Genomic DNA, 25,040 nt, shown 5'->3' with positions numbered 1-25,040 from the left:
TTCATTTCCTTCACATATCATTTATTTAAGTAGGTATTAATACATTTATGATAACAGACTTGAATAGGAGGGAATTATATGCACCACGACAACCCACATAATAAATTTCACAAAAATACCCCTCTTTCCCTCTTCTCTATAAAAAATGAGCTAAAACAAAAATGTACCACTACAAATAGCCCCCTTTACACTCTTTCGAAAGAGGAAGAAATATTACTACATACAATTAAAGAACAAACAAAATTATTAAATCAAAATAATGTAACAAGGACTCGTGCTTACTTTCAGTTTCACAAAAAATACCCTGAAATACATTGGGCACTGCTCGGACATATGGTGTCACGTAACGGTGGTTGGAACATGACTGATTTAAAAGGAGATTTATATACAAAGTTATTATCTGAAAAAGATCAATTTACTTTCTTTTCTTTTTTAGAGCGCGGAAATTGGCTTATTTTTCAAGATGTATATCCACAATTTTTACTATATGAACAAAGTGTAAAAAAATCTACAAACCTTTTCCACCTTCTCTCTCACCTCCATGTTTCCACCTTTATGGAAACGATGTGGAATTCCTTTTGGAAAACTGGCGACAAAAAAACATTAGCAATCGCAACTATTATTAATGAGCAAAATTACTTAGAAAAAAGAGTCATTCAAAATGAACACTTCAAAAAAAATGTTCTGAACAGTATTGGATTTAAACTATTTGATTTCTTTCAGTTCAATCATATCCTCTTCCCTTTTTACGAAAGTAAAATGAATGCGAAAACATTACTCATTGGTGATACAATGAAGCACTTCACTTCACTACATGAACGAATTTTACTTGGAAAAAGATTATACACATTGTTATTTCATAATGAACATATTTTATCTCAAGTTAAACATTGGGCAGACAATACCCCTCATACAGGCTCAAGAAAAGATTACTGGCCACATTTATTTTCAAGTGTAAACGAATCCTTTTCAAGAGAGTTTTATAAACGAAGAATAAAAAATTGCCAATTAAGAAATGATTCCTATCGTATATATAGTCCTGCACTTATGTACGCATGGAAAAATGTAAAAAACGAAGAAACAAAACATGAAGATTGGTTTAATGACTGGCAAGTGATACATTATTTAACTGATAAGGAGGAACATATACTTGGGCAAATTACAGAAGACTACTGCAAAACACTCGAAAAAATTGAATTGGCAATTCTCGCAAAGAAAAATGTCCTCCTTAGAGAAGAAGAATGATTTTCTAGCATTAGCAGTTACAATCTTTCTCTCTACTGTTATCGGAACGTGCTTAGATGCTTTCTTTGTCACGAAACAAATATATTCCTTTCCAGTTAGACCGTTCCCATCCATATTTTCAGTTAACATAGGCTTCACGTTGCTTGTATTACCCATTTTAACAGCCACTTTCATACAAATCTCAAAAACATTATCTGCAGTTTCTAGAACTCTATTGATTATCTCAATAGGTATTTGTGCTAGTATTTTTGAACAAGTTGCTGAGAAACGTGGTTTATTTATTCATAGTGCAGACTGGCATCATACTTATTCTTTGTTTGGGTATATGATTTTTCTTTCTTTTATTTGGAGAGTATATAATTGGATACAAAAATAAAGAGACCATTATTGGTCTCTCCTTAAGCATAATCTTCAGTTAGCGCTAATGGTGCAAGAGTTTGGAGACTTTTAGAACGTAAACGATAGGCAACGACGTTCTTCTTATATTGCTTGATTACATCAACATGTTCCTCATAACTATATATCGATAATGTAATTGTTCTTTTCCCTTTCTTCGTTTCAATGATTATCGGTATCCCCTCACCGTGTGGTGGAAAATAATGTTTATCTAAAAATAAAGCCTCGTTAAATTCGTGAATAACTTGCGTTTTCTTTTCCCCTTCTATATTCTTTCCATCTAGCGATACAGTCGTATGTTCTTCATCAAGTTTTTGATGTAATTCAAATCTACTAATAATAGATTCTACAACAGAAGTCGGCATACTAGAAACTAGTACTTTAAGAGCACCAAAAATAAATAATGTAACGATAAACCATGTTGTCACTTTTATCACCTCCATATATTTCAAAATACCAATTTCATTCCATAAGGTATTAATATACTAATAAGTATTCCTGTTACAATCATCGTTACTGAACCAATAGTAGCTTCTTTCTCTCCTTCTTTCACTAGACGACTCACACCGATGATATGTGATGCACAGCCCATTCCAACACCTTTTCCAATCGTACTTGTTATACCACAAAGCTTAAGTACTGTCGGTCCAATAATAGCACCCGTTATTCCTGCAACAACTACAAAACTAGCAGTCATAGATGGAATACCACCAATTTGCTCCGCTAATGAAATGGCAATTGGCATTGTTGCTAATTGCGGGAGAGTTGTTAGTATAAGTTCCTTATCTATATTTAAAATTCTACCGAGTGCTACATTCATAATCGTTAAGGCTACTATACCTATCAATACACCGATTAGTATCGATAAAAAGTTTTTCATCAGTATCTTGCGCTCTTTAAATAAAGGTATCGCTAACGCTACGATTGCAGGGCTCAATAAGCTTGAAAGAATGTCTCCCCCATTTCACTATCACACATCCATATTATGAAATCTCATTTAACGTGTCAGCAAACCGGGTAATTCCAAACTTGATTTGTTCTATATTCGCTCTCCCAAACGTAAATCGTATATATTCATTTTTAGAGCCTAAAACACTGCCCGGAACAAATGCAACACCATTTCGTATAGATTCACCTAATAAGTGGTATTCATCAAACGTTCCCTTCACCTTGCACCATACATGTATTCCACCCTCTGGAACGAAATATTCAACTCGGTCTCCCAATGTGCCTTCAAGCTCTGCAATTAATACATCTCTTCTTTGCTTCAATTGTCCACGAAGCATCGTAATATGCGCATGGAAATCTTCTGATTCTAAAAATTGATTTGCTACCCACTGCGTAAATACGCTATGGCCAAAATCAACTTGCTGCTTCGCATCTGCTAGTCGTTCTATTACGCGCGTAGGACCAATTACCCAGCCTATACGTAATCCTGATGCAACAATTTTTGATAGTGAACTTATATAAAGAACATTCCCATTTGGATCCATCGATTTTAATGTCGGATTCACTTCTCCATTAAAAGAAGTTAAACTGTACGGATCATCTTCTACAATCGGTATCCCGAATTCAGAAGACAGTTCTAAAATTTTTTTACGTCTCGCTAATGAAAGCACAGTACCAGTTGGATTTTGATAATCCGGATTCAAAAACACCATACGAATACGATGCTTTTTGTGCAAATCGATTAAGTCATCTGGATTCATTCCATGCTCATCAACAGGTAAATGGAATATGTTTAAACCGGCCGATTTAAACATCGGAAGCGAGAAACAATACGAAGGATCTTCAATTGCAATCGCATCGCCAGGTTTTAATAAGCATTGAACGATAAGATTAAGCGCCTGTTGTGCTCCTGATGTAATAAGAATAGAACTTGATTCCGCTTCAATTTGTTTATATTGCTGAACATGTGCTGCAATTGTTTTTCTCAACATTTCATTTCCAAGTGGATGGTCATAACCGAGATTTTCCATAAATGTTTTCTCCGACAAAATCGTTCGAAACCTATCACTTGGAATTAATTCGGGTGACAATTCACCACTCGCTAAATTAATTAAGTCGTCTTTTTGCGTTTCTATTCGAATTTGTTGAACGAGTGGGACATTAGGTAAGAACGATCCATCCTCAACATACCTACCCCAGTTCGGTATTCGTTTATGTGAAACACCCCATATGTCTGTATTCACCCGTGTTCCGCTTCCTTTTTGCCGTTCTACTACTCCAAGTGATTTTAATTCTTCATATGCAGCTATTATCGTACTCCGGTTCACTTGTAATTCCTTTGCTAACATACGCTCAGAAGGTAACTTACTATCAGAAGGAAATTCACCTGAAGAAATGCCTCTTTCTATATAATCAGCAATTTGTTTATAAACAGGTGTCTTATCTGCACGATTTGGTTTCCATTCCATATAGTTCCCTCCTCTCAAAATGAACCATCCTCAATTTATTACTAACAGTATTCACTGTGATAATAGGATTAATCAGTCACATTTTCTTATCCTTAAATGAATAGATCCAAAACGGTTCTCTTTCTAACTACTAAATACTATCAAATCACTACCGCATACCATGTTACCCCCACCAGTAGAACAAAAAGAAGGAGAATATAAATAGCGGATAAATTTTTTACATTCTTCTTTGTAGACTTACCATAATTCTCCTCCACATTTCGCGCGACTAGTACGGTCCCAAATAGCGATACAATTACAATAATAACAACTAGTGAAATTGCAAAACTCATTGTCTTTTCACCTCTCTAAGGCCAGTCTATTTTCATAAAGAGCTTCCTTTTTAAAATTTCGATAAAATACTACCTTTCTTCTCTTATCATAATTGATGTTTGTCAAAAACGGACCAACCACTTTTGTATTTTTTTGCTCATCCACTTTATACATACAACTAAACCTTTGCTCATTATGTGAGTCATTAATTCCTTAAAGACTACTCCCTTGAATATTACATACTTTACGAAAACAAATACATTTTCCCTCTCTATCAATATAGCTAGTTCCTCCCTTTCATAATTTGTTATACACTAAGAAAATAACAAACAAACTATTCGTTAGCAGGTGAAAGAATATGTATGATGTTACAATTATCGGTGCTGGAGTAAGTAGCATTTTTATGGCTTATTCACTAGCTAAAAGTAACAAAAAGGTTTTAATTCTTGATAAAGGTAAAGCACTAGAACATCGGAATTGTCCTTTAAACCGAGGAAAAACATGTAACTGTTACACATGTGATAAATATTTCGGATTTGGTGGTTTAGGAAAATCTGAGGGGAAATTTAATTATACAAATGGATTTGGAGGCGAACTTGAACAAAAAGTCGGTAAAGAAGGCTTTATACAACTAATGGCTGAAGTAGATGAAATTCTATGTCAGTTTGGCGGAAATTCAGTTTCGAAATATTCTACAGAAAATCTGAATCTCACTAAGAGAGCTGAAGCGTGTGGTTTACAAATGCTATCGACGGAAGTAAGGCATCTTGGTACTGCACTTTCAAGTAACATTTTCCAGCAGCTCTATGAATTTTTACTTACGAAAATAAATATCCAATTTCATATAGATGTACAACATATCAGTAAACAAAAAGATCATTTTAAAATAGAAACAAATCAAGGAACAGTTCATTCTAAACAACTAGTATTTGCAACTGGGCGCTCCGGGGCAGATTGGCTAAAAAAAATGTGCGCTTCCCTTGATATTTCTCAGGAGCAGACTCGTGTAGATTTAGGTATTAGAGTAGAGATGAAAGAACATCAATTACGTTCTATATTAAAAGATACTTTTGAGACAAAGCTTTCTTATGAGCATGAACATTTCACAGCTACTACTTACTGTATGAACCCAAAAGGACGCATTATTCGAAAGTATGAAGAAGGTTTAGTTATGCCTGACGGTCAAAATTTCCGAGAGCGAGGAACTGGCACTCCTAACTTAAATTTCACTTTATTTATCCCGCGCTATTTTCCAACTCTCAAAGAAGCAAATGTATATGCAAGTTCAATTATTAAAAGTATTAACCAAGGACGAGATCGGATTGTTTTACAGCGCTTAGAGGACTTACTAAAGAAACAACCTACAGTGGAAAACAGTATAAAACATAATCGTATACAGCCTACATTACACGGAGATTATGGGGATTTGAATAAAGAAATTCCGCAATTATATATTGAAGCGCTCAAAGAGTTTTTATTACGCCTAGAACAATTTATCCAAGAACCTATCGATAAAGATACTTTATTATATGGAATTGATGGAAAATTCTATGCTCCTACAATACAAGTCAATAACCATTTTGAAACAAGTGTGGATGGGCTATTTTTAATCGGTGATTGTTCAGGGGTCACTCATTCATTATCTCAAGCAGCTGCAAGTGGTCTGTATGTTGGAAAATATTTATCTGCCCTTTAAACTCTTTCATTAAGATGCCAGTCAAATATTTTAAGTTTCACCAACACTTTACTTATCTAGTAATAACGTTAATGAAATTCTTATCTCTCTCCCGCTGATGATTAACCCACAAAGAATCAGTATTTTACGTGATACATGAAATATATACGAAGGGAGCAACTAACTACAGTTGCTCCCTTTTTACTCTCTTATATCACATGATGCAATTAAAGACCTGACATATTATATGGATGTAAGCAAAGAACAACTCCAAAATCCACTTTTACTGTATATTTTGGAGTTGTTTTACGTTTATTCTATAGTTGTTTCTAAAGTTAAATCTGTATAGGCATAATCCTCACCTATATTTAAGATTACTTCACATTGACGTAATCTCAATTCAAAGAGAGTTATAGAATCCTGATAGACTGCAGGATTTGATTTCATTTTATGTAATACCTCTTGTTTTTCTTGTATTTCTAAATGAGTATTTTCTACAGCTTGTTTCAAGGAATTAAATGGACTCCTAAAGAACATATTAATATCCCGCTCTTGCGTGTTTTCAAACAGCTCAAACTGCAAGAAAAATTTCTTCATAATAGAAGCCGTTACCTCAGTATAATCTTCATTTTCTAAATACTGTTTGTATTTGTTATATAGCATAGCTCTATTCTTTGGAAGAACCCCAAATAATTTACCGGCACTTTTCAGTAAAAATTGTGCTGGCGTAAATCGGCGTAAAATATTCACCTCTTCCATTTGTATTCCAGTCGTCATTCTATCAGTATCTCTGCGCCAGTCATCCAGTACTTTAAAGTCACATTCTAACTGTATTCGATTTTCTCCAAATAAAGAATTAAGTCCTTCACTGAGTTCTTCTAAGTACGATTGACTTTGAAGGAGCTCATTATTAGAAGTTGCAATCCAATTTTGCATAGAACGAGCAAAATTAGGTAATACAGTTTGTTCTAAATATTTGTGCACTCTTTCGTTCATCGCTGTATTTAGTTCCATATCAATGTGCCCGAAATCACTTTCCTCACTAATTAAATCAGAACAACTCTGTAATAGCTTCGGAATATGTTCAGTAAGATCATTAGTAATTTCAGTTTTCATTGCACGATATGATTCTGTAATTAATTGAATTTTTTCCTTCTCAAAAGCAGTAAGGTTATTAATACAACCATTTAGTTTAACCAACATATCTTCATTCCAATTAATAACATCCACTAGATTGTTTTCCTTCTCAACGCGTTTATCCAAAAGATATGTAATTGTTTTTCGAATGAAATACAATAGCTTTTCAGTACGTTCTGCATCGATATTTTTATGGTTAAAGTTAAAACGAATAAACTCAGTTAAATCATTTAGTTGTTGACTACTTGTATATAACGAAGAGTAAGGGAAAAGTCTCGCATGTGGGAAATATGTATTTATTCTCGCTTGCGTATCATGTAATACTCTTTTTACTTCTGCTTCACTGTAAATGTTATCTATTTTATTTAATAAGAAATGAATTTGTAGATTTGGTGTATGTTCTTGAATGCTTAATAGAATGTCACGTTCTTTGTCAGTAAAAGGTGAATCCGCATTCAATACGAACAATAATTCATCTACAGAATTTAGATATTCAAATATCTCATCTCTAGTGTCGTTATTCCTATTAAAACCAGGGGTAACTACGAATGTAAGTTTATTTTTGCTTAAAAATCTGCATGGTAATTTAAATTCAACACATGCTCTATCTCTATATGTTTGATGGTGCACTGCCATCATATTATGGTAATCATAGAAATTCTCAGTTGTTGTAATGGCTGAATCTGTTATAGCGTTAATCTCTGTATGAGCATCATTTTTTAAAACCACTACATTTGAGATTGAGTTTTCTAATATATTTTCTCCTAATATGGAGTTAATAAATGCAGTTTTTCCGTTTCCTGAAGTTCCCGTTACTAAAATACGATTTGTTCTTAAATCTGCAAGCTCGCCAACTAACCATCTAAATCTGTGACCCATTTCTATTTCATGCTTTTGTGCCCACTGTGTAATAGATTCAAAAAGATCTAAACTATACTCTAAGCCATTCACATGATTAATAGAATATAACAGTAGGTTTTCCGCATGTTTTATATTTGCTGAATCTATTTTGGAAGGGAAAATCTCATCCCATACCAATACCGCTGCTGATGGAAATACAGCATGAGACGGATTGACTACCTTTAACCAATTTGTTAACAGATTTGGGACGATATCGTGTAATTGTCTAAGCATATATTGACCTTGAATTAATTCAAAGTACGTTTCTTCGTAAAGAGAAGAAATTTTGTCCCATATATCGGACGAATGTATTTCGATATGTAAGAAAAACTCATTTATTGTGTTAAGCCATAATAAGTAATTTTGTTCATTTTTATAACTGTTCCAAAGTGATGAAACAATTTGCGTAAATTGCACTTGATCTACATTATTTAATGTAACTAATACTTCATAAAAATAATCTGGTGAAATATGTTTAGTAAATCCTTTATCGATATATCCTTTTAGAACCTCAAACCACGGATAAGATTCTATTCGAATTAACTCATTCACAGCAAGCTCTACTGCACTATCAAAATCTTGCTGTTCCTCATAAAAGGAACGGGCAATAATTGTGACGTTTGGATAATCAGGATTTAAAGAAACCGCTTCTTTAATAACAGCGAAAGCTGAATCAAAATTATTCTGCTCTATGTAAAGAGAAAGTAATTGCAGTCCAATTTCAGTCATCAATATTTTGTTATCAGTAGTAATGGAAGTATAAACATCTTCAGCAGCTGATAATCTGTTAAGTTCGAAGTAAGCATCCGCAATATTTTTTTGTGCCCATGGTGCTAATTCATTACTAACTTTCTCCCATTTAAAAATAGCCGCTTCAAAATCTTGATGGTGATAATAAAATTCACCCTGTGCAAAACGAATATAAGACCCATCGGAAATCTCATCTTTTTCTTCGTTTAAGTAAACTTCTCCAAGTACTTGAAGAGGTTGTTGTGTTTCATTCTCCATTAAGAATGTTTCATAGTACATCTTTTTTATTAATTGTTTTTCTAATCTCATCTTTTCCCCCACTATATCTTGAAAGTACGTTTTTCTCCAAATGTCAATACTTTTTTTGTATGTATGCCTTTTTATCTTAACAAAGAATTTCTATTGGAAAATTTCATTTTCCTTTCATTTTTCAAGTAAGATTGAATTTTTATGAGAAAAGTTTCAGTTCTTTTTCAATTCCCTTTCAGTTGTGAAACAACATTAAATGTTCCTAATAACCTAATAACAATATAATATTTCACATTATATTATCAGGAAAACCCCATATAAACAACATTATAAAAACAATCTATAACGAATATATATGCATTGTGTACTTCGCTGATAAACAAAAAAAACCCTCACATAATAGTTGTTAAATGAACCTGTATGCCATTTCAGATACATCACAATAACTAAAAAAACAACAATAGTAGTCAACGGCTATTCATAAAATATCTTTCTCAAATTGCTTTCCATTAAAATATCCCAGTAATTATGTAATTAAATTCCATTAACCTATATAAATAACTAGTCCCAAAAAAATCTATATGCATATCATGTTATAGTAAAGAATTTAGGAAATCCTAAAAAGGAGGCACTTTCATGTTTGAAGATAAATCTAAAATAAATTACCCATATGAATTTACTGAAACTACAACAATCCCTCTAAAAAACCCCATTGATAAAAAATTCAAAAACAGCACAGGTACACATAATTTCCCAATTAAAAAACATTATAAAGAGCAAGTTTTATATACTGAAAAAATTAATAATAATAAAAATAAATAATCCTATAGTTCTTCATTTTAACCATGCATAGTTACGTTTTAAGTATTAATTCTTATTATTCAGCTCATATCCCCTTTAAAAAGGAGAGTTTACTATCAAACTTTCCTTTTTAAAAGTGCTGATATACAGTGCCTTTTTTATTCACAAAAGGATTGCATTAAAACTAAAATATCCATAAAAAAAGAATTTTTATAAATTGTCCTTAAGTTTTTGTACCAGAACCGTTCTTTTCATTTAATATTTGTTTAATTTATCTACTCCAGTTACTTGAATATTCGTAAAAGGCATCTGAGAGTATGATAGTTCAGGATAAAAATCTTCTTCAAAGGTATTTTTTTCAATGATGACGTTGTTACATGCAGTAAACTCAAATGTTTTTGTTATTCTATTTGAATTTTTTCTCTCCCCGACTAACGTTCTATAAAGGGTATTATCTCTTTTTGGTTGGTACTTGAAAATTTTATTATTAGTAAAGATAAGCTGATCCACACTATTTACAGCTAATACTGACTCATGTTCCATAAAAAATTCATTATCTTCAATTCTAATGTTCCTGTGAATAGTATTTGTAAAATGAGGCATCGTTTCTCCTAGAGTGATTGGATCTATGCGTATTGCAGCATTTCGCCAGTTAGCATTGCCCGGATTAATAACATAGAACTTATTCGAACGGATAGTCATGTCACAAATCGGGCCAGATTCATACCAATACTGGGAATCATTAGATAAATAGATAGAATCCATTGCCATATGTTTGAAAGTATTATGTTCTATGATGATCTTTTTATTGGTTGTACATAGTATGCCTCTGGTTGATATCGTTTCAAAATGATTATTCTTAATATGTACCGATGGTGTATAGGTAACATTCTCAGCTACAAATAGCGGTTCTCCTCTATCATTTGTTAATTGCTCAAAAGGAATAGGTTGGTCAAATTTAACAATCATTGATCTTAGATCAGTATTATTTTCACCAGGATTCACCACATTTGCTACTGTATACTTTCTTCCTTGATCCCTTCCGTGAGTTAAGGATTCTCTAAGATAAAATACTACTTCATCCCCTAAATAGTATTGAGGAAAGCCACCTTGCTGCCTTTGGATATAACGAAGTAATAAAGTATAGTTGTCTATTTTTTTCTCGACCTGTGTAAATGTTCCGTGAACATTAATAGGGTCATCGTGAGCATGATTGAACGTACACCCTTCAATATGGATATGACCACTAGCACCCGACACATGAATCAAATCGGCATAACTAGAGGTATAGCGGTTACTCTCTTCTCTTGTTTTAAATGTACAATCGTAATAGGACACATTATGCGACATTTGTGTTAACCAGCCAAATGCGTGCATATAATGGACATTTACCTTATCAACAACTGTATCTGCGCTTTCCCAAATAAAAGCGCCTGCTGTTTCTCTTCTAGGTGTTGAACAGAATTCAAATACCAATCCCTTTTTATGAAGAAATGGTCTTTTTTTATCATAAAAAACTCGAATCGTTGATTTTCCAGTTTGCAGAATCTTCGCTCTATTCGAGGCGAAAGGCCCTAAGTCAAGTGAATATCGCCTTGTGATGTTTATATCTGGATGGTAAGCGACAAGTGTCCATGCATCCTTGTGATTTTTATCGATCCAATAATGTTCCCCACTAATTGGATTAATTTCACTGTACCAGATAACATCATTTTCATTTTCACTTATGGAAAAATGAAAGCAAGCGGGAATATAGAAATCGGTAAATTCTCCACCTTCCCATTCCCCAGTGTCAACTACTGTCATCTCAATGGTTGTAGGATCTACAAAGTCCCAAGAAAAATTGTGAAGATAGATTTCTTTTGATTGTATGACCGCAATGGCCATACAATCACCGTGTATCATAAATAGAGAACCATTACCATTTACGATTACTTGATTCTGTGCTTCTAGTAATAAAGCCACATGTTTTTCAGGGTATTCGATACTATTTGTGTTGGATGTATGATAAACTCTTTTTTGTGCTGTACCTTTATGGAGTTGATAGGTCCCCATCGGAAAGTCTATCACTACCTGTCCCTCGGTCGTCTTGGCTGATTCGAATGCCTCCCAAATGGCTTTGGTACTATCTGTTTGACCCGAAGGATCCGCCCCGAAATCCGTCACATCAATTACTGTTTTACATTCTCGGATCATCAAGTCAATATGAGCTCTTTGCAAAATAGCCCCCCCTTTACATTTCAATTGCCTGTGAACTTTTAATTTGAAAATATGGAAATACTTTACAAGATCCCCACATTAACAAAAAGGCTGTCACACTTCCTCCAAAAAAGAAGATTAATCCAGGCATTATTATAAAAGTTAAATAATGTATTAAAAAAATGGTAACGAGTAAAAACATTGTTAAGACCGGGTATAAGAAGCACATCATAAATGGTAAATTAAAGTAATATCCTATTTTAATTTTAAAATGGACAAAAACAGGAAAGAAGTACATTAAAACCATGATATATAAAATGAATTGAGCAATTACTCCAAACCTAGCAATATAATAAAAGGGGCCGATTGCTTTAATTAATATTTGAAATTCAATCGTAATCAAATATCCAATAATAAATAATATTATTCCAAGTAAATTTGCCTTAACGAATTCCCTCCGATAGGATTCCCAAAAAGTACTAAAAATCGGTACTTCATTATCACCCAGGACCCATTTCCTTATAACAGCAAACATTGCGGTTGTGGCAGGCATGAAACCAAACAATCCTAATCCAACTAACGTAAACACAGCCCATAATAAGTTGACATAGGCAAATCGAAAAACCCACTCACATACACGATAGATTCCATTTGTAATTCCCGTCATAACTATTCCTCCACTTACTAGGATAGATTCATATATAGATAGTAGTAGTTAGTTGGTTAAACTAGTTTATTCCTTCACAGACCCTATTAACATACCTTTAATCAAATACTTTTGAATAAATGGATAGATAATAAGTAGTGGTAAAGCTGAAACAATAATGACTGCATATTTCAATTGCGCAGCAATTTTCACTTGATCCATAAAGTTTTCACTGAGTCCTGAAGTCATCCCTTCTCCACCACCGTTACCAACATCATTTACAATAAGAATCTCTCTTAAGATCAATTGTAATGGATAAAGTTTTTCATCCGATAGATAAATTAATGCTGAAAAGTACTGATTCCATAATCCAACAGCATGAAATAGCGCCATAACAGTAATGATTGGTATGGATAGGGGAAGTACAACTCGCCAAAAGATTGTGAAATCAGAAGCTCCATCCATTTTTGATGCCTCAACTAATTGTACTGGTATATTTTGTTGAAAAAAGGTACGTGCCACTAGAATAGACCACGCTCCAACAACACCCGGTATGACCATTGCCCACACTGTATTTAGCATCCCCAATGATTTAACTACTAAATACGTGGGAACCAAACCACCGTTAAAGAGCATCGTGAACAGAATAAACCACAAGATTATCTTTTTACCTTTTAATTCTGTCCTGGATAATGCATAGGAACAAGGCAGTAAAACTAGTAAATGAAGTAATGTTCCTAGCACGGTGTATATGATGGTATTACGATACCCCAGCCAAATTGCATCATTTTGAAAGACCATTTTAAACCCTTTAAAAGTTATATCAACTGGCCAAAGCCACATTTTACCCGAACTAACTGCTAATGGATCACTTATAGAGGCACTTAACACAAAAATGATGGGATATAAAATGATCAGAACAATAATAGATACAAAGATGTTATTTATAATATTAAAGACTCTATCAGATAAACCAGTCCTCTTCATAGTCTGACACTCCTTACCATAAACTGTTGTCACTAGTTTTTCTTGCAATATGATTAACCATAACTAAAAGAATGATATTGATTACTGATTCGAATAAGCCAATAGCTGATGCGAAACTATATTGACCTTGCAATAACCCCGTGTTATAAACAAATGTTTGAATAACATCTGATGTTTCAGAATTTAATGTATTTTGTAGAAGTAATACTTTTTCAAATCCAACGGCCATAAAACTACCAATATTTAATATAAATAAAACAACAACAGTAGGCAGAATGGTCGGAATATTGATATGAATAATCCGTTGAAATCTTGAAGCTCCGTCTACTTTAGCCGCTTCATGCAGTTCTGGGTTTACTCCCGCTAATGCGGCTAAATAGATGATTGTTCCCCATCCTAGTGACTGCCATTGGCCTGACCAGACATAAATATGACGAAACCATCCGGGACTAGTTAAAAATGATATTGGTTCCCCTCCCAGCTTTTCTATAGCAATATTCACCAAGCCAGTTATTGGATCTAGAAAAGCAAAAACCATCCCAACAAGTACAACAACCGAAATAAAATGAGGAGCATAGGTAAACGTCTGAGAAAACTTTTTAAAGGCTCCATCCTTTACTTCATTTAAAGCAAGAGCAAAAATGATTGGCAGTGGGAACAAGATGAGCTGATAGAAGCTAAGAATCAATGTATTTTTTAGTAATCTCCAAAAATAATAAGAATCAAAGAAACGTTGGAAATGTTCAAATCCCACCCATGGACTTCCCCAAATACCTAGATTCGCATAAAATTCCTTAAAAGCAATTTGGACTCCGTACATTGGAATATAATTGAAAATAAAAAAATAAAGTAGTGCTGGAAGTAAAAAGACATAAAGCTGCCAATTTTTTAAGATATCTTTTTTTACTAATTTAAATCCTTTATTCGTTGTAAAAGAAGTACTAACCTCACTCCTTTTCAAATCCATTTCAGACTCACCCCTACTTCGTAAATGTTTCTTTAGGGAAACCATTTTATAGTTTCCCTAAAGAACTTAATAGATAAATAGCATTGTAAAATTAGTTACGTTTTTTTCATTAGGTCGTTTAATTTTTCTGATATCTCTTTAAAGCTTCTGCTTTTACTTTCATATAATCTTTTAAGCCCATTTTTTCTATCGTTTTTACATATTTATCCCATTCTGAAAATGGTACAACACCTGTAATAAATTTATCGCGCATTTCAGTAACATACTTTTCAATATCAGCACCAACAGTGGTCAACGTCTTATTTTCTTCAACAGTATAAGTAAATTGTGGCCATACTTCTTTTATTATATTAGGTTCTAATTTCCTAGCCGCTTCTCTAGCGTCAGGTGCGTTTTCAAGTCCTTTAAAAAATTCTTCCTTTACAATACCTGGATAGCCGCCGCCAGGCCATGTTAAATATTTTGCAAGTTCTTGCTCAAAAGATAATCCTTCTGAACTATGAGTGATTTTATCCAAATACCGAAGCTCGCCGTTTGGAGCTTTTTCGAACGTTTCCCCTTCAACACCCATTAAAAATAATTTTGAACCTTCATCGCTATAGAAATAATCCATCCATTTGACTGTAGCTTCAGGATTTTTATTTGCACTTGTAATAACAAATCCATCCATACTTGCTACTGAAGGAATTCTTCCTGTAATTAATTTATCTCCAAACGGACCTTCCAAAGCTGAACCGCCGGTATATTTATCTGCACCAAATAATTCTTTCGGACTATGTGAAACAGTACTTCCGTATAAACCTTGTGTAGCATTGGCAAGGAATTGACTCGTATCCTTCGAGAAAATATTTTTCTCAATAAGCCCTTCTTTGTATAATTTATGCACATATTGGAGCATTTCTTTATACTCCTTAGAGGTCTGAATAAAACGTAATTTATTCTCTTTTGGATTCATATCTACGAACGGTGAGGCATAGCCTCTATTTACCAATCCAAAGGAGCCATTTAACCATCTAGTCAACATACCGATTGAGTAACTACCAAAAGGAATCTCGTCTGCTTTACCATTACCATTCGGATCTTTTTCCTTTACCGCCTTGAGATATTCATAATACTCTTCAATTGTCTCAGGCATTTTCATTCCTAATTTCTCAAGCCATTCTTTATTTATCCAAGGACGTGGTCCAAGTAGCATGGAAGTAAAGTCCTCTGAAATAATGGTTGGAAACGAATAGATGTTACCATTTGGAAAAGTGATGGCATTTTTCACTTCTGGGTTTTCTTTCATAATTTTCTTTAAATTCGGTGCGTATTTATCAATCAAATCATTGAGCTTAATAAAGACACCCTGTTCTCCATATTTCAGTATTTCTGTCGCTGGAAATGAGGCGGTGTGAAAGGCATCAGGTAAATTTCCACCCACTAAGGCGAGATTTCTCTTTTCTTCTAGTGATGTATCCGGCACCATTTCCCACTTAATATCGACATTGGTCATTTTTTCATACTTATTAAAGATCAATACATTATTCCAGTCTTTTGCGGATTGAGCTGTTCTTCCAGCAAAAAATTTAAGAGTAATAGGTTCTTTAACAATAGGCATAGCTGATTTTTCATTAAGATTTGTCAGTGCCTTTTTGTCTGCTTTACTATCTACGTTTTCAACATTGTTTGTACATGCCGTTAGTGCCATTAATGCTATCGATGTAATAATTAAAGGGGTTTTCATTCGCATTGGATCTCCTCCTTTTCAAATTGAAAGCTATCTATACTCAGTCCTTGACTGACTTCTAAAACTTTTCACTGGGATTATGCCCGTACTTTGCAATACCACTTCGAAGTCCTGCACCTATAATACCAATTTTCACCATTTCTACTTGTAGTTCACTCCTATAGTAAATTAAATTTATTAATAGCTCTCTTAAGATTCACCTCCCCAAATATACTGGTAAACTTATTGATTTTCCTATTTTAAGGAAAGCGCTTTCCGAGTGATGATTAAAAAAGAACCGCTTTGGTTCGTTTTATATCCAACCATTCACGAAGGTCTAATTCAAATGACACAATCTAAATCTATTTAAGAAATATTCTATGATTTTTTGTTTTCTAAGAGGGAGGAATTTTCGTTTTGTAGAAGTAGTACATTTCTTTGAGTCGTTAACGTGGTGGTGATACAAGAGTGCTATTTCGGATTCACCTCCTAAAATATACTAGTAATTTTGTTGATTTTCCTATTTTATGGAAAGCGCTTTCCAAATGATGATTAAAAAAGAACCACTTTGGTTCGTTTTATATCCAACCATTCACGAGGGTCTAATTCAAATGACACAATCTAAATCTATTTAAGAAATATTCTATGATTTTTTTGTTTTCTAAGAGGGAGGAATTTTCATTTTGTAGAAGAAGCACATTTCTTTGAGTCGTTAACGGGTGCTAGTACAAGAGTGTTATAAACGATTTTATTTATAGATTGAATTTTTAGATTAATCAGAATATAACACTCGTATTTCGTTCTGTCAACCCATCAACTTAAACTAATTTCAGTTAGCCCTAGGGTCTATTGAGCACATTATCTAATTACTTGTTTTATACTCCACGTAATAGAGTGGAGAAATTAACAAACAATAAAAACTGAGGTTAAGGTTTGTATTCCGTAACCTCATATTAATTCTCTTTTGAAAAGCAGGATGAGCATAAGCAAGATTGCTTAAAATGCCCTGGTACGCCAACAATCATTAATTTATTGGGATATTGCAAAGCATATGGTGAATACGCTCTCCTCCCACTGAAGTCTTAATTATGATTCGTTTGTTGTCTCCTTAGAAATTTTCCGGTATTTATCCAAACGTTTTCCGAGTGGTGATAAAAAGAACCGATTAGTTCCGTTTTATTGATGATGATTCACGAATGACTAATTCAAATGGCAAAATCATCTTGATAGGAAGAGTGATTTTCCCTTCCACCATTTCCATGATGTTTTTGGCTGCCATCTTTCCCATTTCGTACTTAGGAGTTTCCACTGTTGAAAGCGGCGGTGTAAAATATTTACCCATTTCCATATTATCAACACCAAAGAAAGCGATGTCTTCTGGAATTTTAAGATTACTTTCAATCACGGCCCTCATGGCAGGGATAGCCATCCCGTCACTAGCACATATCATGGCTGTTGGCAAATAAGCCGTGTCTCTTTTAATGAGCTGCTTCATTTCCTCGTAACTATTTTTCATTTCCCACTTTGCATTGATGACCCAATCCGGGTAAATATCAAGTCCTGCTTCTTCCATAGCAGCTTGATACCCTTTGAATCGATGTTCCCCATGTAAATCTTCAAAGGTTTCACCAACACCTCCACCGATAAATCCGATGTCTCGATGTCCTTGATCGACTAAATGGTGAACCACCGTTTTAATTGCTACCTCACGATTGTAATCGACAATAGTCAGGTGCTTATCAGTATAGTAAAAGTCTAATCCAACAAGAGGAATCGTTTGCTGAATATACTCAATTAAGCTATCCTCAATCCTGTCAATAAGAATAAGCCCTTCAACACCAAGGTCATGAATTGTCTTAAGCAGCAGCGCCTCGTTTTCAATTTCATCCTTTGTAATAGTAATTAACGTGTAATCATGTTTCGTCAAGGTATCACGAATACCAGTATAGATACAACCAAAATATGGGTTTGTTTCTGATTGTCTTGGGTTGGCTACCCAGCCAATTTTCATAGTTCTTGTTTCACTTCTCTTCTGCCTATTATTCGCCAGATTTCGGGCATGCTGATTAGGGACATATCCTAACTCCTTCACAGCCTTCCATATTTTATTCTTTGTTTCCTGATTAACATTTCGTGTTTTGTCATTTTGAATGACTCTCGAAACAGTAGCGATCGAAACGCCTACATATTCCGCAATATCTTTTAGTCTTGCCATAAAAAACACCTCTTGGCTTGTTACTTATAATAAATTACTGAATTTTTAAAATCAATTCTAATATAGCCCCTTTGATAATTTATTGTCAATTATTTGGTTCTGGTGCAGGAAATCTAATAAACTTGGACATACTGATACTAGTACTTTAAAAAAGGGCGTGATTGGTAAGGAAAAGGAAAATTTGTTCAAATGGAAGCACTGTCAACCTGACATTATTTTGTTAACAGCAAGATGATACCTAAGGTACAACTTGAGTTTTCGCGATTTAGTGGAAATGATGGAGGAACGAGGTTTGTCTTTGCACCAGAACCGCTATTTCACCTTTGTTAAAGATTAACTTAATAGTTTTAAAGGAAATTCATTTTACCTTCTTTTATCGTACAACCATTATCTCTTTTATAGCAACATCATACTTTTGCGATTTAATTAAACTGCTGGGAGTGTTTATAATTATTCCTTCAATTTTCAATGCCCAACATACCATAACTAGTTCATTATTACTATACATAACTCTTTCATCTTCTCGGAATTCCTAATTTACTCAACGGTTCCTTAATCCGCCTTTCAGTTCAGATTTTCTTTTCACTATAAAAACTCCCCTTTAGATAAACAGATCCAAAGTGGCAAAACGTCGCGACTTTATTCACAACATCGCGTCTTTTTTATAAACACCATGGCTTTATTTAAAAGCGTCACATTGTTCTAACTCCTTCAAAGAAAGGCTTATTATTCAGTTAACTTAAAAGAAACACCCTCTTTAAATTCCATAAATTCCTAGATAAATCAAAAAGGAGCATATTTTTACAATCGCTCCTTTTTGATTTATCTTTTATTTTTTTACATAATAAAGCACTAAAGCATTAATCTCGCAATATTTTCCCTTTTATATACTATAATCTCAATAGTACAAGATGGTCCACTCTCTTTTATATGATCAGTAGCGGACTTTTTTCCCTTTGGACAGTACCCTACATAACCCTCTTAAACATCTTCTCCAACTCATAAGTAGAATGATGCACAAGAATCGGTCTACCGTGCGGGCATGTGTATGGATTTGTTGTTGTACGAAGTTCTTCAAGTAAAGCAAATATTTGATCATTCGTTAAATATTGATTTGCTTTAATCGATGCTTTACAGCTCATCATAATGGCTGCTTCTTCACGTAGTTTTTTAATATCTACTTTTTTTAGTTTAACAACTTGCTCCATCATTTCATCAATAATTTCAGTTTCTTGTCCTTTCGGGAACCACGTTGGATGCGAGCGGACGATAAAGGATTGATGACCGAATTGCTCTAAAAATAGTCCGACTTTTTTTAGTTCTTCTAACTGCTCTTCGACACGTAAAAATTCGGTAAGAGATAAATCGATACGATACGGTACAAGTAGTTCTTGTACTTCTTGTGCTACCCTTCCTACTTTATCACGGAAGTATTCATAATTGATACGTTCCTGCGCTGCATGCTGATCAATCATATATAGCCCGTTATCATTTTGAGCGAAAATATATGTTCCGTGCATTTGTCCAATTGGATAAAGCGGTGGTAAGTCATTACCGTTCATTTCAATTTCTTTTATTTCCCGAACTTCTTCTTCTAATTCCTCCAACTCAAAATCCTCTTCATTACCGCCCCACGATTTCTCTTCTCGAATTGGTTCTTCCATTATCGGTTTAGTAGATGGCTGCCAACTTTGTTCTTCTCTTACTAGCGACTGTGGTGGTTGCCATTCTTGCTTCGGCGGTTGCCAAAGTTGTGCTGGCTGTTTCACAGTCGTTGGTTCTTCTTGTTTCTCATCCATTCCTGTCGGTAAAACAATATTAGGCATGGATGGTTCTTTCGGTTTCGTATGCTCAAACTGGAACTGTCCTTGCACACTTTCATCTTTTTCTTTTTTCTTCGTTGTTACACCTGCATCTGGGATGAGCTGTATTTTTTTGAATGCAGCTTGTAATGTCTCTTCGATAAGCTTTAGCAACTCTTGTTCTTTACTAAAACGAACTTCTAATTTCGCTGGATGTACGTTAACATCAACAAGCATTGGATCCATTTCAATCGATAAGAAGCCGATTGGATATCGTCCAACTGGCAGTAATGTATGGTAACCTTGCTGAATGGCTTTCATTAATACGAAATTTCGAACGTAACGGCCATTTACAATCGTTGACATATAATTACGAGATGCTCTCGTTACTTCTGGTAATGTTACATAACCTTTAATTGTGAAGTCTAAAGATTCGGCTTCAATTGGAATAAGCTTTTTCGCAACTTGAATGCTGTAAATCGCCGCAAGTACTTGTCTTACATCACCGTTTCCTGATGTATGAAGCAATTTCTTTTCATTATGAAACAATTTTAGCGATACTTCTGGATGTGACATTGCAATACGATACACGATATCTGTAATATTCCCAAGCTCTGTATGAATGGTTTTCATATATTTAAGACGCGCTGGTGTATTAAAGAATAAGTTTTGTACTGTAATATCTGTTCCTTTTCGGCTCGCTGTTTTCTCTTGTTTTATAATGTCTCCACCCTTAATAATAAGGTGTGTACCAGGCGCATCACCTGTGCTAGTGATTAATTCTAATTCGCTTACAGAAGCAATACTCGGCAGGGCCTCTCCGCGGAAACCAAGTGTTCTTATACGAAATAGATCATTTTCATCTTTAATTTTACTTGTCGCATGGCGTTCAAAAGCGACTATACAATCTTCTTCTGCAATGCCATCTCCATTATCTATGATGCGAATTTTCGATAACCCAGCTTCTTCTAAGTGGATTTCAATAGATGTACTATTCGCATCGATGGAATTTTCCACAAGTTCTTTTACGACTGAGGCAGGGCGTTCTACTACTTCCCCTGCCGCAATTAAGTTAGAGAGTTGATCATCGAGTTTGCGAATTTTCCCCATCTACTTACTCATCCTTTCTTTAACTTTTTCTGCAAGCGATACAGTTCGTTCATCGCTTCTAAAGGTGTCATATCAAGTAAGTCAATTTTTTTAATTTGCGCAAGCACTGCCGTTTCTTTTGCATCTAAAACTGGCTTGTCTTGTTTTTTCGAAGACTGTTCTCCACCAAAGAAAGATAATTGTGAGTCTTCTTCATTCACTTCTTTCTCTTCTTGTACTTCTACTGGTGTTTCTTTTACAACTACAGGTGCTGGAATAACTTCTTGTACTTTCACTTCTGCACGCTTTGGAATAATAATTTCTTCTTGTCCTTCGAGCTGCGCTAACACTTCTTTCGCACGAGCGATTAAGCTATCTGGAAGCTCAGCAAGTTGCGCCACGTGAATTCCATAACTTTTATCTGCCGCTCCATCTTGAATTTTATGAAGGAACACTACTTTCCCGTTCTCTTCAATAGCTGAAACATGTACATTTTTCAATTGATCTAAACTTTCTTCTAACACCGTTAATTCATGATAGTGTGTTGAGAATAATGTTTTCGCACCAATTTGGTCATGAATATGTTCAATGATTGCTTGTGCAAGTGCCATACCATCATACGTAGATGTACCGCGTCCAATTTCATCGAATAAAATTAAACTTCTTTCTGATGCGTTTGCAATTGCATTTTTCGCTTCTAACATTTCAACCATAAATGTACTTTGACCTGAGATTAAATCATCCGCTGCACCAATTCTCGTAAAGATTTGGTCAAATACAGGTAATACCGCTTCTGTCGCTGGTACGAAACAACCGATTTGCGACATAACCGTTACAAGTGCTAATTGTCTCATATACGTACTTTTACCAGACATGTTCGGTCCTGTAATTAAAAAGACATCCATATTCTCCGGCATAATACAATCATTTGGTACATACAATTTCCCGTTCAATACTTTTTCAACAACTGGATGGCGACCATCTTTTATAAAGATTTCACGCTTCGTTGTTAAAACAGGTTTTACAAACTGCTCCTCTTCACTAACTGTCGCAAAGCTTTGTAGTACATCCAATTCACTAATTACTTTCGCTAAATGTTGTAATTTCGGAATGAATACTTTTACTTCTTCACGAAGTGCTGTAAATAAATCGTATTCTAGTTGTACAATTTTCTCTTCTGCTTCTAGAATTAACGTTTCTTTTTCTTTCAGTTCATCTGTTATGAAACGCTCTGCATTTGCAAGTGTTTGTTTACGCTCATAGCGACCTTCTGGAAGTGCTGCAAGATTCGCTTTCGTTACTTCAATATAGTAACCGAAAATACGGTTGTACCCAATTTTTAATGATTTAATTCCTGTAATATCACGCTCTCGTTTTTCAAGCTCAGCAATCCACGTTTTTCCGTTTTTACTAACGTAACGATATTGATCAAGCTTGTCATTATAACCGTCTTTAATAATATCTCCATCTTTAATAGAAAGCGGTGGGTTTTCTTGAATACTTCTTCCTAGTAATTCAGTTAAACTCTCACATGGATCCGCACCTTGAATCAACCTTGCTGCATAAGCATTATCTAAAAGACTGATCGCTTCTAAAATAGCTGGTACTTGAAGTAAAGAGCGTCTTAATTGTAATAAGTCCCGTGCATTTACATTACCAAATGCAACTTTCCCTGCTAAACGTTCTAAATCATATACCTCTTTTAACTTTTCTTTTAAATCTTCACGTAAGAAGTAATCATTTACAAATGTTTCAACCATTTCTAAACGCTCTTCCACTTTTTCTTTTTGGATAAGTGGACGTTCCATCCACTGTTTTAACATACGCCCACCCATAGCCGTTTTTGTTTTATCTAATAGCCATAATAATGAGCCTGTCTTTTCCTTCGTGCGAAGAGTCTCTGTTAACTCTAAATTTCGTTTTGAATGAACATCAATTTTCATAAATTGGTTCGTGTAATAAATTTCTACTGGTTGTAAGTGATCCAACGAACGTTTTTGCGTTCTTATCACATAGTTAAATAAGCGTCCAATTGCTTTAATTAACTTTGCTTGTGAAACATTTTTCACAAGATGTTCAAGTCCTTCTGGAATAGTTGTCGCATCTTCATACGAAATCGTCATCTTTAATGTTTCAGTTAATTTATTTAATTCATCTTTTGAAAATGTAGAGTCTACAACAATTTCTTTTGAACCAGTTGCATATACTTCTAATAAAATATCTTCTACTGAACCTGTTAATAACGTTACTGTGTTTTGTCCAGTCGTTAAATCATTACAAGCTAACGCATAGGACCCATCTTCAAAATGTGTTAATGCTGCTAAGAAGTTATTCTCTTTCTCATCTATTGTACGCCCTTCCATCATCGTTCCTGGCGTAATTAGTTGTACTACTTCACGACGTACTACACCTTTAGCTGTTTTTGGATCTTCCACTTGCTCACAAACAGCTACTTTATATCCTTTTTCAACAAGTTGTTCAATATAGTTTTTAGCCGCATGGTATGGTACACCGCACATCGGTATACGCTCACTACTACCACCATCTCGGCTCGTTAATGTAATTTCAAGTTCGTGAGCTGCTTTAACAGCATCTTCAAAGAACATTTCATAAAAATCACCTAAGCGAAAAAATAAAAAGGCATCTTGATAGTCTGCCTTAACCTTTAAATATTGCTGTATCATAGGGGTATATTGAGTCATACTTTTCCTCCATAATTCTTACATAATAATCTATTTTCACATATGTCACATTTCACGGACATCCATATCTCCTATTTCAGGAGTCTTTCCTCATTATAGCACATTTCATAAGGAATCATGTTCATTCAGCACCACTTATGTATTGTAAAAAGCTAGGAAGAACTTCTCCCTAGCTTTCTATTACTCTTCTTCTGCATCAACGATAAAGTTCGGATCTAATTCTTCAAACTCGTCATCATCGATTTGGAAATCCTCGTCTGATTCTACGCAACCTTCAGGATTTACACTTACACAAATTTTTGTTTCTCCAACTACTTCTGTTACAAATTCACGTTCTACCGTCACAACAATTTTATTACCATTTGGTGATACAAGAGCTTCTAAACAATTTGGCGGCTGAATTACACGAGCGATAATTTCTAAATCGTCACCAGAGAAGTTTTTATCACGATACCCTATGCTTACTTCATCAGTGTAGTTAACACGTTCTGTTACAACCTCAGTCTTTGTATTTCCATCAAATGAATACCAAGTGTTTACATCATAGAAACCTTCAATTTCCACATGCTTTCCATTCTTTCTAGCTTCGTACGAATGGTTAATTACCCAGCACCCTAAAATACTTGTTGGCTCATTATTCGATTCACATGTATGCGTTGACTTTGTATACTTACGTCCTTTTCCAACCACTGCTTTTGTAATAATCTCTCTAAATTCGGACATTCGTAACCCTCCTCAATCACTATTCACTTAATCATATGCGTGACAATAGCGGAATGTGTCATTCTTTTTTTGAGAAGAATTTACGATATAACCCACTAAAAAAAGAGATGTCAATAAGAC

17 protein-coding genes and 2 pseudogenes are annotated in these 25,040 nt (G+C 34.5%); 5 read left to right on the top strand and 14 right to left on the bottom strand.

Annotation, left to right across the window (positions count from 1 at the left end):
• Positions 1-78: 78 nt before the first annotated feature.
• Positions 79-1,245, top strand: coding sequence for a DUF2515 domain-containing protein (locus COC96_RS19195; protein ID WP_098769153.1), 1,167 nt, complete (start codon positions 79-81; stop codon positions 1,243-1,245).
• Positions 1,220-1,621 carry a CBO0543 family protein gene (locus COC96_RS19190; RefSeq protein WP_098769152.1) on the top strand — a complete coding sequence of 134 codons (402 nt, stop codon included), beginning with the start codon at positions 1,220-1,222 and terminating at the stop codon, positions 1,619-1,621. Before COC96_RS19195 ends, COC96_RS19190 begins: the two co-directional genes overlap by 26 nt.
• A 22-nt stretch (positions 1,622-1,643) precedes the next feature.
• On the opposite strand, the gene COC96_RS19185 is transcribed toward COC96_RS19190, so the two are convergent.
• The 4 genes and pseudogenes from COC96_RS19185 to COC96_RS19170 all read right to left on the bottom strand — a co-directional run bounded on the left by COC96_RS19185 (position 1,644) and on the right by COC96_RS19170 (position 4,390).
• Positions 1,644-2,069, bottom strand: a complete 426-nt coding sequence (locus COC96_RS19185; RefSeq protein WP_098267815.1) for a YfmQ family protein — start codon at positions 2,067-2,069, stop codon at positions 1,644-1,646.
• Between the two features lie 20 nt (positions 2,070-2,089).
• Positions 2,090-2,605, bottom strand: a pseudogene (locus COC96_RS19180) (LrgB family protein); the annotation flags it as partial.
• A gap of 19 nt (positions 2,606-2,624) precedes the next feature.
• The gene (gene pdxR / locus COC96_RS19175) at positions 2,625-4,058 is read right to left on the bottom strand and encodes a MocR-like pyridoxine biosynthesis transcription factor PdxR (protein WP_098769151.1); all 1,434 of its coding nucleotides are present in this window, start codon (positions 4,056-4,058) and stop codon (positions 2,625-2,627) included.
• 140 nt (positions 4,059-4,198) lie between these two features.
• On the bottom strand, positions 4,199-4,390 hold the full coding sequence (locus COC96_RS19170) for a hypothetical protein (protein ID WP_088230056.1): 192 nt from the start codon (positions 4,388-4,390) through the stop codon (positions 4,199-4,201).
• Positions 4,391-4,728: 338 nt separating this feature from the next.
• Here COC96_RS19170 and COC96_RS19165 point away from each other — a divergent pair, with 338 nt between their 5' ends.
• Positions 4,729-6,066, top strand: coding sequence for an NAD(P)-binding domain-containing protein (locus COC96_RS19165; protein WP_098769150.1), 1,338 nt, complete (start codon positions 4,729-4,731; stop codon positions 6,064-6,066).
• 291 nt (positions 6,067-6,357) lie between these two features.
• Here COC96_RS19165 and COC96_RS19155 read toward each other — a convergent pair whose 3' ends face one another.
• A complete protein-coding gene (locus COC96_RS19155) occupies positions 6,358-9,141 on the bottom strand; it encodes a dynamin family protein (protein ID WP_098769149.1) in 2,784 nt (927 codons plus the stop codon).
• A 576-nt stretch (positions 9,142-9,717) separates the two neighbouring features.
• Here COC96_RS19155 and COC96_RS19150 point away from each other — a divergent pair.
• Complete coding sequence (locus tag COC96_RS19150; protein ID WP_097902897.1) at positions 9,718-9,903, top strand: hypothetical protein; 186 nt, start codon at positions 9,718-9,720, stop codon at positions 9,901-9,903.
• A 234-nt stretch (positions 9,904-10,137) separates the two neighbouring features.
• On the opposite strand, the gene COC96_RS19145 is transcribed toward COC96_RS19150, so the two are convergent.
• The 6 genes from COC96_RS19145 to COC96_RS19120 all read right to left on the bottom strand — a co-directional run bounded on the left by COC96_RS19145 (position 10,138) and on the right by COC96_RS19120 (position 18,604).
• Complete coding sequence (locus COC96_RS19145; protein ID WP_098769148.1) at positions 10,138-12,102, bottom strand: glycosyl hydrolase family 28-related protein; 1,965 nt, start codon at positions 12,100-12,102, stop codon at positions 10,138-10,140.
• A gap of 13 nt (positions 12,103-12,115) precedes the next feature.
• Positions 12,116-12,748: a YesL family protein gene (locus COC96_RS19140; protein ID WP_098769147.1), complete on the bottom strand. Its 633-nt coding sequence runs from the start codon at positions 12,746-12,748 to the stop codon at positions 12,116-12,118.
• A gap of 66 nt (positions 12,749-12,814) precedes the next feature.
• Positions 12,815-13,714: a carbohydrate ABC transporter permease gene (locus COC96_RS19135; RefSeq protein WP_088230061.1), complete on the bottom strand. Its 900-nt coding sequence runs from the start codon at positions 13,712-13,714 to the stop codon at positions 12,815-12,817.
• A gap of 13 nt (positions 13,715-13,727) precedes the next feature.
• Entirely contained in the window at positions 13,728-14,681 is a 954-nt protein-coding gene (locus COC96_RS19130; RefSeq protein ID WP_098769167.1) for an ABC transporter permease, read from the bottom strand.
• 118 nt (positions 14,682-14,799) lie between these two features.
• Entirely contained in the window at positions 14,800-16,413 is a 1,614-nt protein-coding gene (locus tag COC96_RS19125; RefSeq protein ID WP_088230062.1) for an extracellular solute-binding protein, read from the bottom strand.
• Positions 16,414-17,554: 1,141 nt separating this feature from the next.
• Positions 17,555-18,604, bottom strand: coding sequence for a LacI family DNA-binding transcriptional regulator (locus COC96_RS19120; RefSeq protein WP_098769146.1), 1,050 nt, complete (start codon positions 18,602-18,604; stop codon positions 17,555-17,557).
• 157 nt (positions 18,605-18,761) lie between these two features.
• Between COC96_RS19120 and COC96_RS19115 the strand changes: the two are divergent.
• Positions 18,762-18,905: pseudogene (locus tag COC96_RS19115) on the top strand (IS6 family transposase); the annotation flags it as partial.
• A gap of 667 nt (positions 18,906-19,572) precedes the next feature.
• Here COC96_RS19115 and mutL read toward each other — a convergent pair.
• The 3 genes from mutL to cotE all read right to left on the bottom strand — a co-directional run bounded on the left by mutL (position 19,573) and on the right by cotE (position 24,920).
• Positions 19,573-21,516 carry a DNA mismatch repair endonuclease MutL gene (gene mutL / locus COC96_RS19110; RefSeq protein ID WP_098267821.1) on the bottom strand — a complete coding sequence of 648 codons (1,944 nt, stop codon included), beginning with the start codon at positions 21,514-21,516 and terminating at the stop codon, positions 19,573-19,575.
• 8 nt (positions 21,517-21,524) lie between these two features.
• A complete protein-coding gene (gene mutS / locus COC96_RS19105; protein WP_098267822.1) occupies positions 21,525-24,197 on the bottom strand; it encodes a DNA mismatch repair protein MutS in 2,673 nt (890 codons plus the stop codon).
• Between the two features lie 180 nt (positions 24,198-24,377).
• Positions 24,378-24,920: an outer spore coat protein CotE gene (cotE, locus tag COC96_RS19100; protein ID WP_001288800.1), complete on the bottom strand. Its 543-nt coding sequence runs from the start codon at positions 24,918-24,920 to the stop codon at positions 24,378-24,380.
• Positions 24,921-25,040: the final 120 nt, after the last annotated feature.

This window comes from Bacillus cereus (assembly GCF_002577405.1).
GTDB classification, from domain to species: Bacteria; Bacillota; Bacilli; order Bacillales; family Bacillaceae_G; genus Bacillus_A; species Bacillus_A cereus_AU.
Note: the sequence above shows the minus strand (reverse complement) of the source record. Positions and strands in the feature narration are given on the sequence as shown.

Bases quoted from the DNA above. Each gene is read 5' to 3' on its own strand.
- mutL (WP_098267821.1), bottom strand. From the start codon at position 21,516: ATGGGGAAAATTCGCAAACTCGATGATCAACTCTCTAACTTAATTGCG.
- COC96_RS19130 (WP_098769167.1), bottom strand. From the start codon at position 14,681: ATGGATTTGAAAAGGAGTGAGGTTAGTACTTCTTTTACAACGAATAAA.
- COC96_RS19155 (WP_098769149.1), bottom strand. From the start codon at position 9,141: ATGAGATTAGAAAAACAATTAATAAAAAAGATGTACTATGAAACATTC.
- COC96_RS19120 (WP_098769146.1), bottom strand. From the start codon at position 18,604: ATGGCAAGACTAAAAGATATTGCGGAATATGTAGGCGTTTCGATCGCT.
- COC96_RS19140 (WP_098769147.1), bottom strand. From the start codon at position 12,748: ATGACGGGAATTACAAATGGAATCTATCGTGTATGTGAGTGGGTTTTT.
- pdxR (WP_098769151.1), bottom strand. From the start codon at position 4,058: ATGGAATGGAAACCAAATCGTGCAGATAAGACACCTGTTTATAAACAA.
- COC96_RS19125 (WP_088230062.1), bottom strand. From the start codon at position 16,413: ATGCGAATGAAAACCCCTTTAATTATTACATCGATAGCATTAATGGCA.
- COC96_RS19170 (WP_088230056.1), bottom strand. From the start codon at position 4,390: ATGAGTTTTGCAATTTCACTAGTTGTTATTATTGTAATTGTATCGCTA.
- mutS (WP_098267822.1), bottom strand. From the start codon at position 24,197: ATGACTCAATATACCCCTATGATACAGCAATATTTAAAGGTTAAGGCA.
- COC96_RS19195 (WP_098769153.1), top strand. From the start codon at position 79: ATGCACCACGACAACCCACATAATAAATTTCACAAAAATACCCCTCTT.
- COC96_RS19165 (WP_098769150.1), top strand. From the start codon at position 4,729: ATGTATGATGTTACAATTATCGGTGCTGGAGTAAGTAGCATTTTTATG.
- COC96_RS19150 (WP_097902897.1), top strand. From the start codon at position 9,718: ATGTTTGAAGATAAATCTAAAATAAATTACCCATATGAATTTACTGAA.
- cotE (WP_001288800.1), bottom strand. From the start codon at position 24,920: ATGTCCGAATTTAGAGAGATTATTACAAAAGCAGTGGTTGGAAAAGGA.
- COC96_RS19135 (WP_088230061.1), bottom strand. From the start codon at position 13,714: ATGAAGAGGACTGGTTTATCTGATAGAGTCTTTAATATTATAAATAAC.
- COC96_RS19190 (WP_098769152.1), top strand. From the start codon at position 1,220: ATGTCCTCCTTAGAGAAGAAGAATGATTTTCTAGCATTAGCAGTTACA.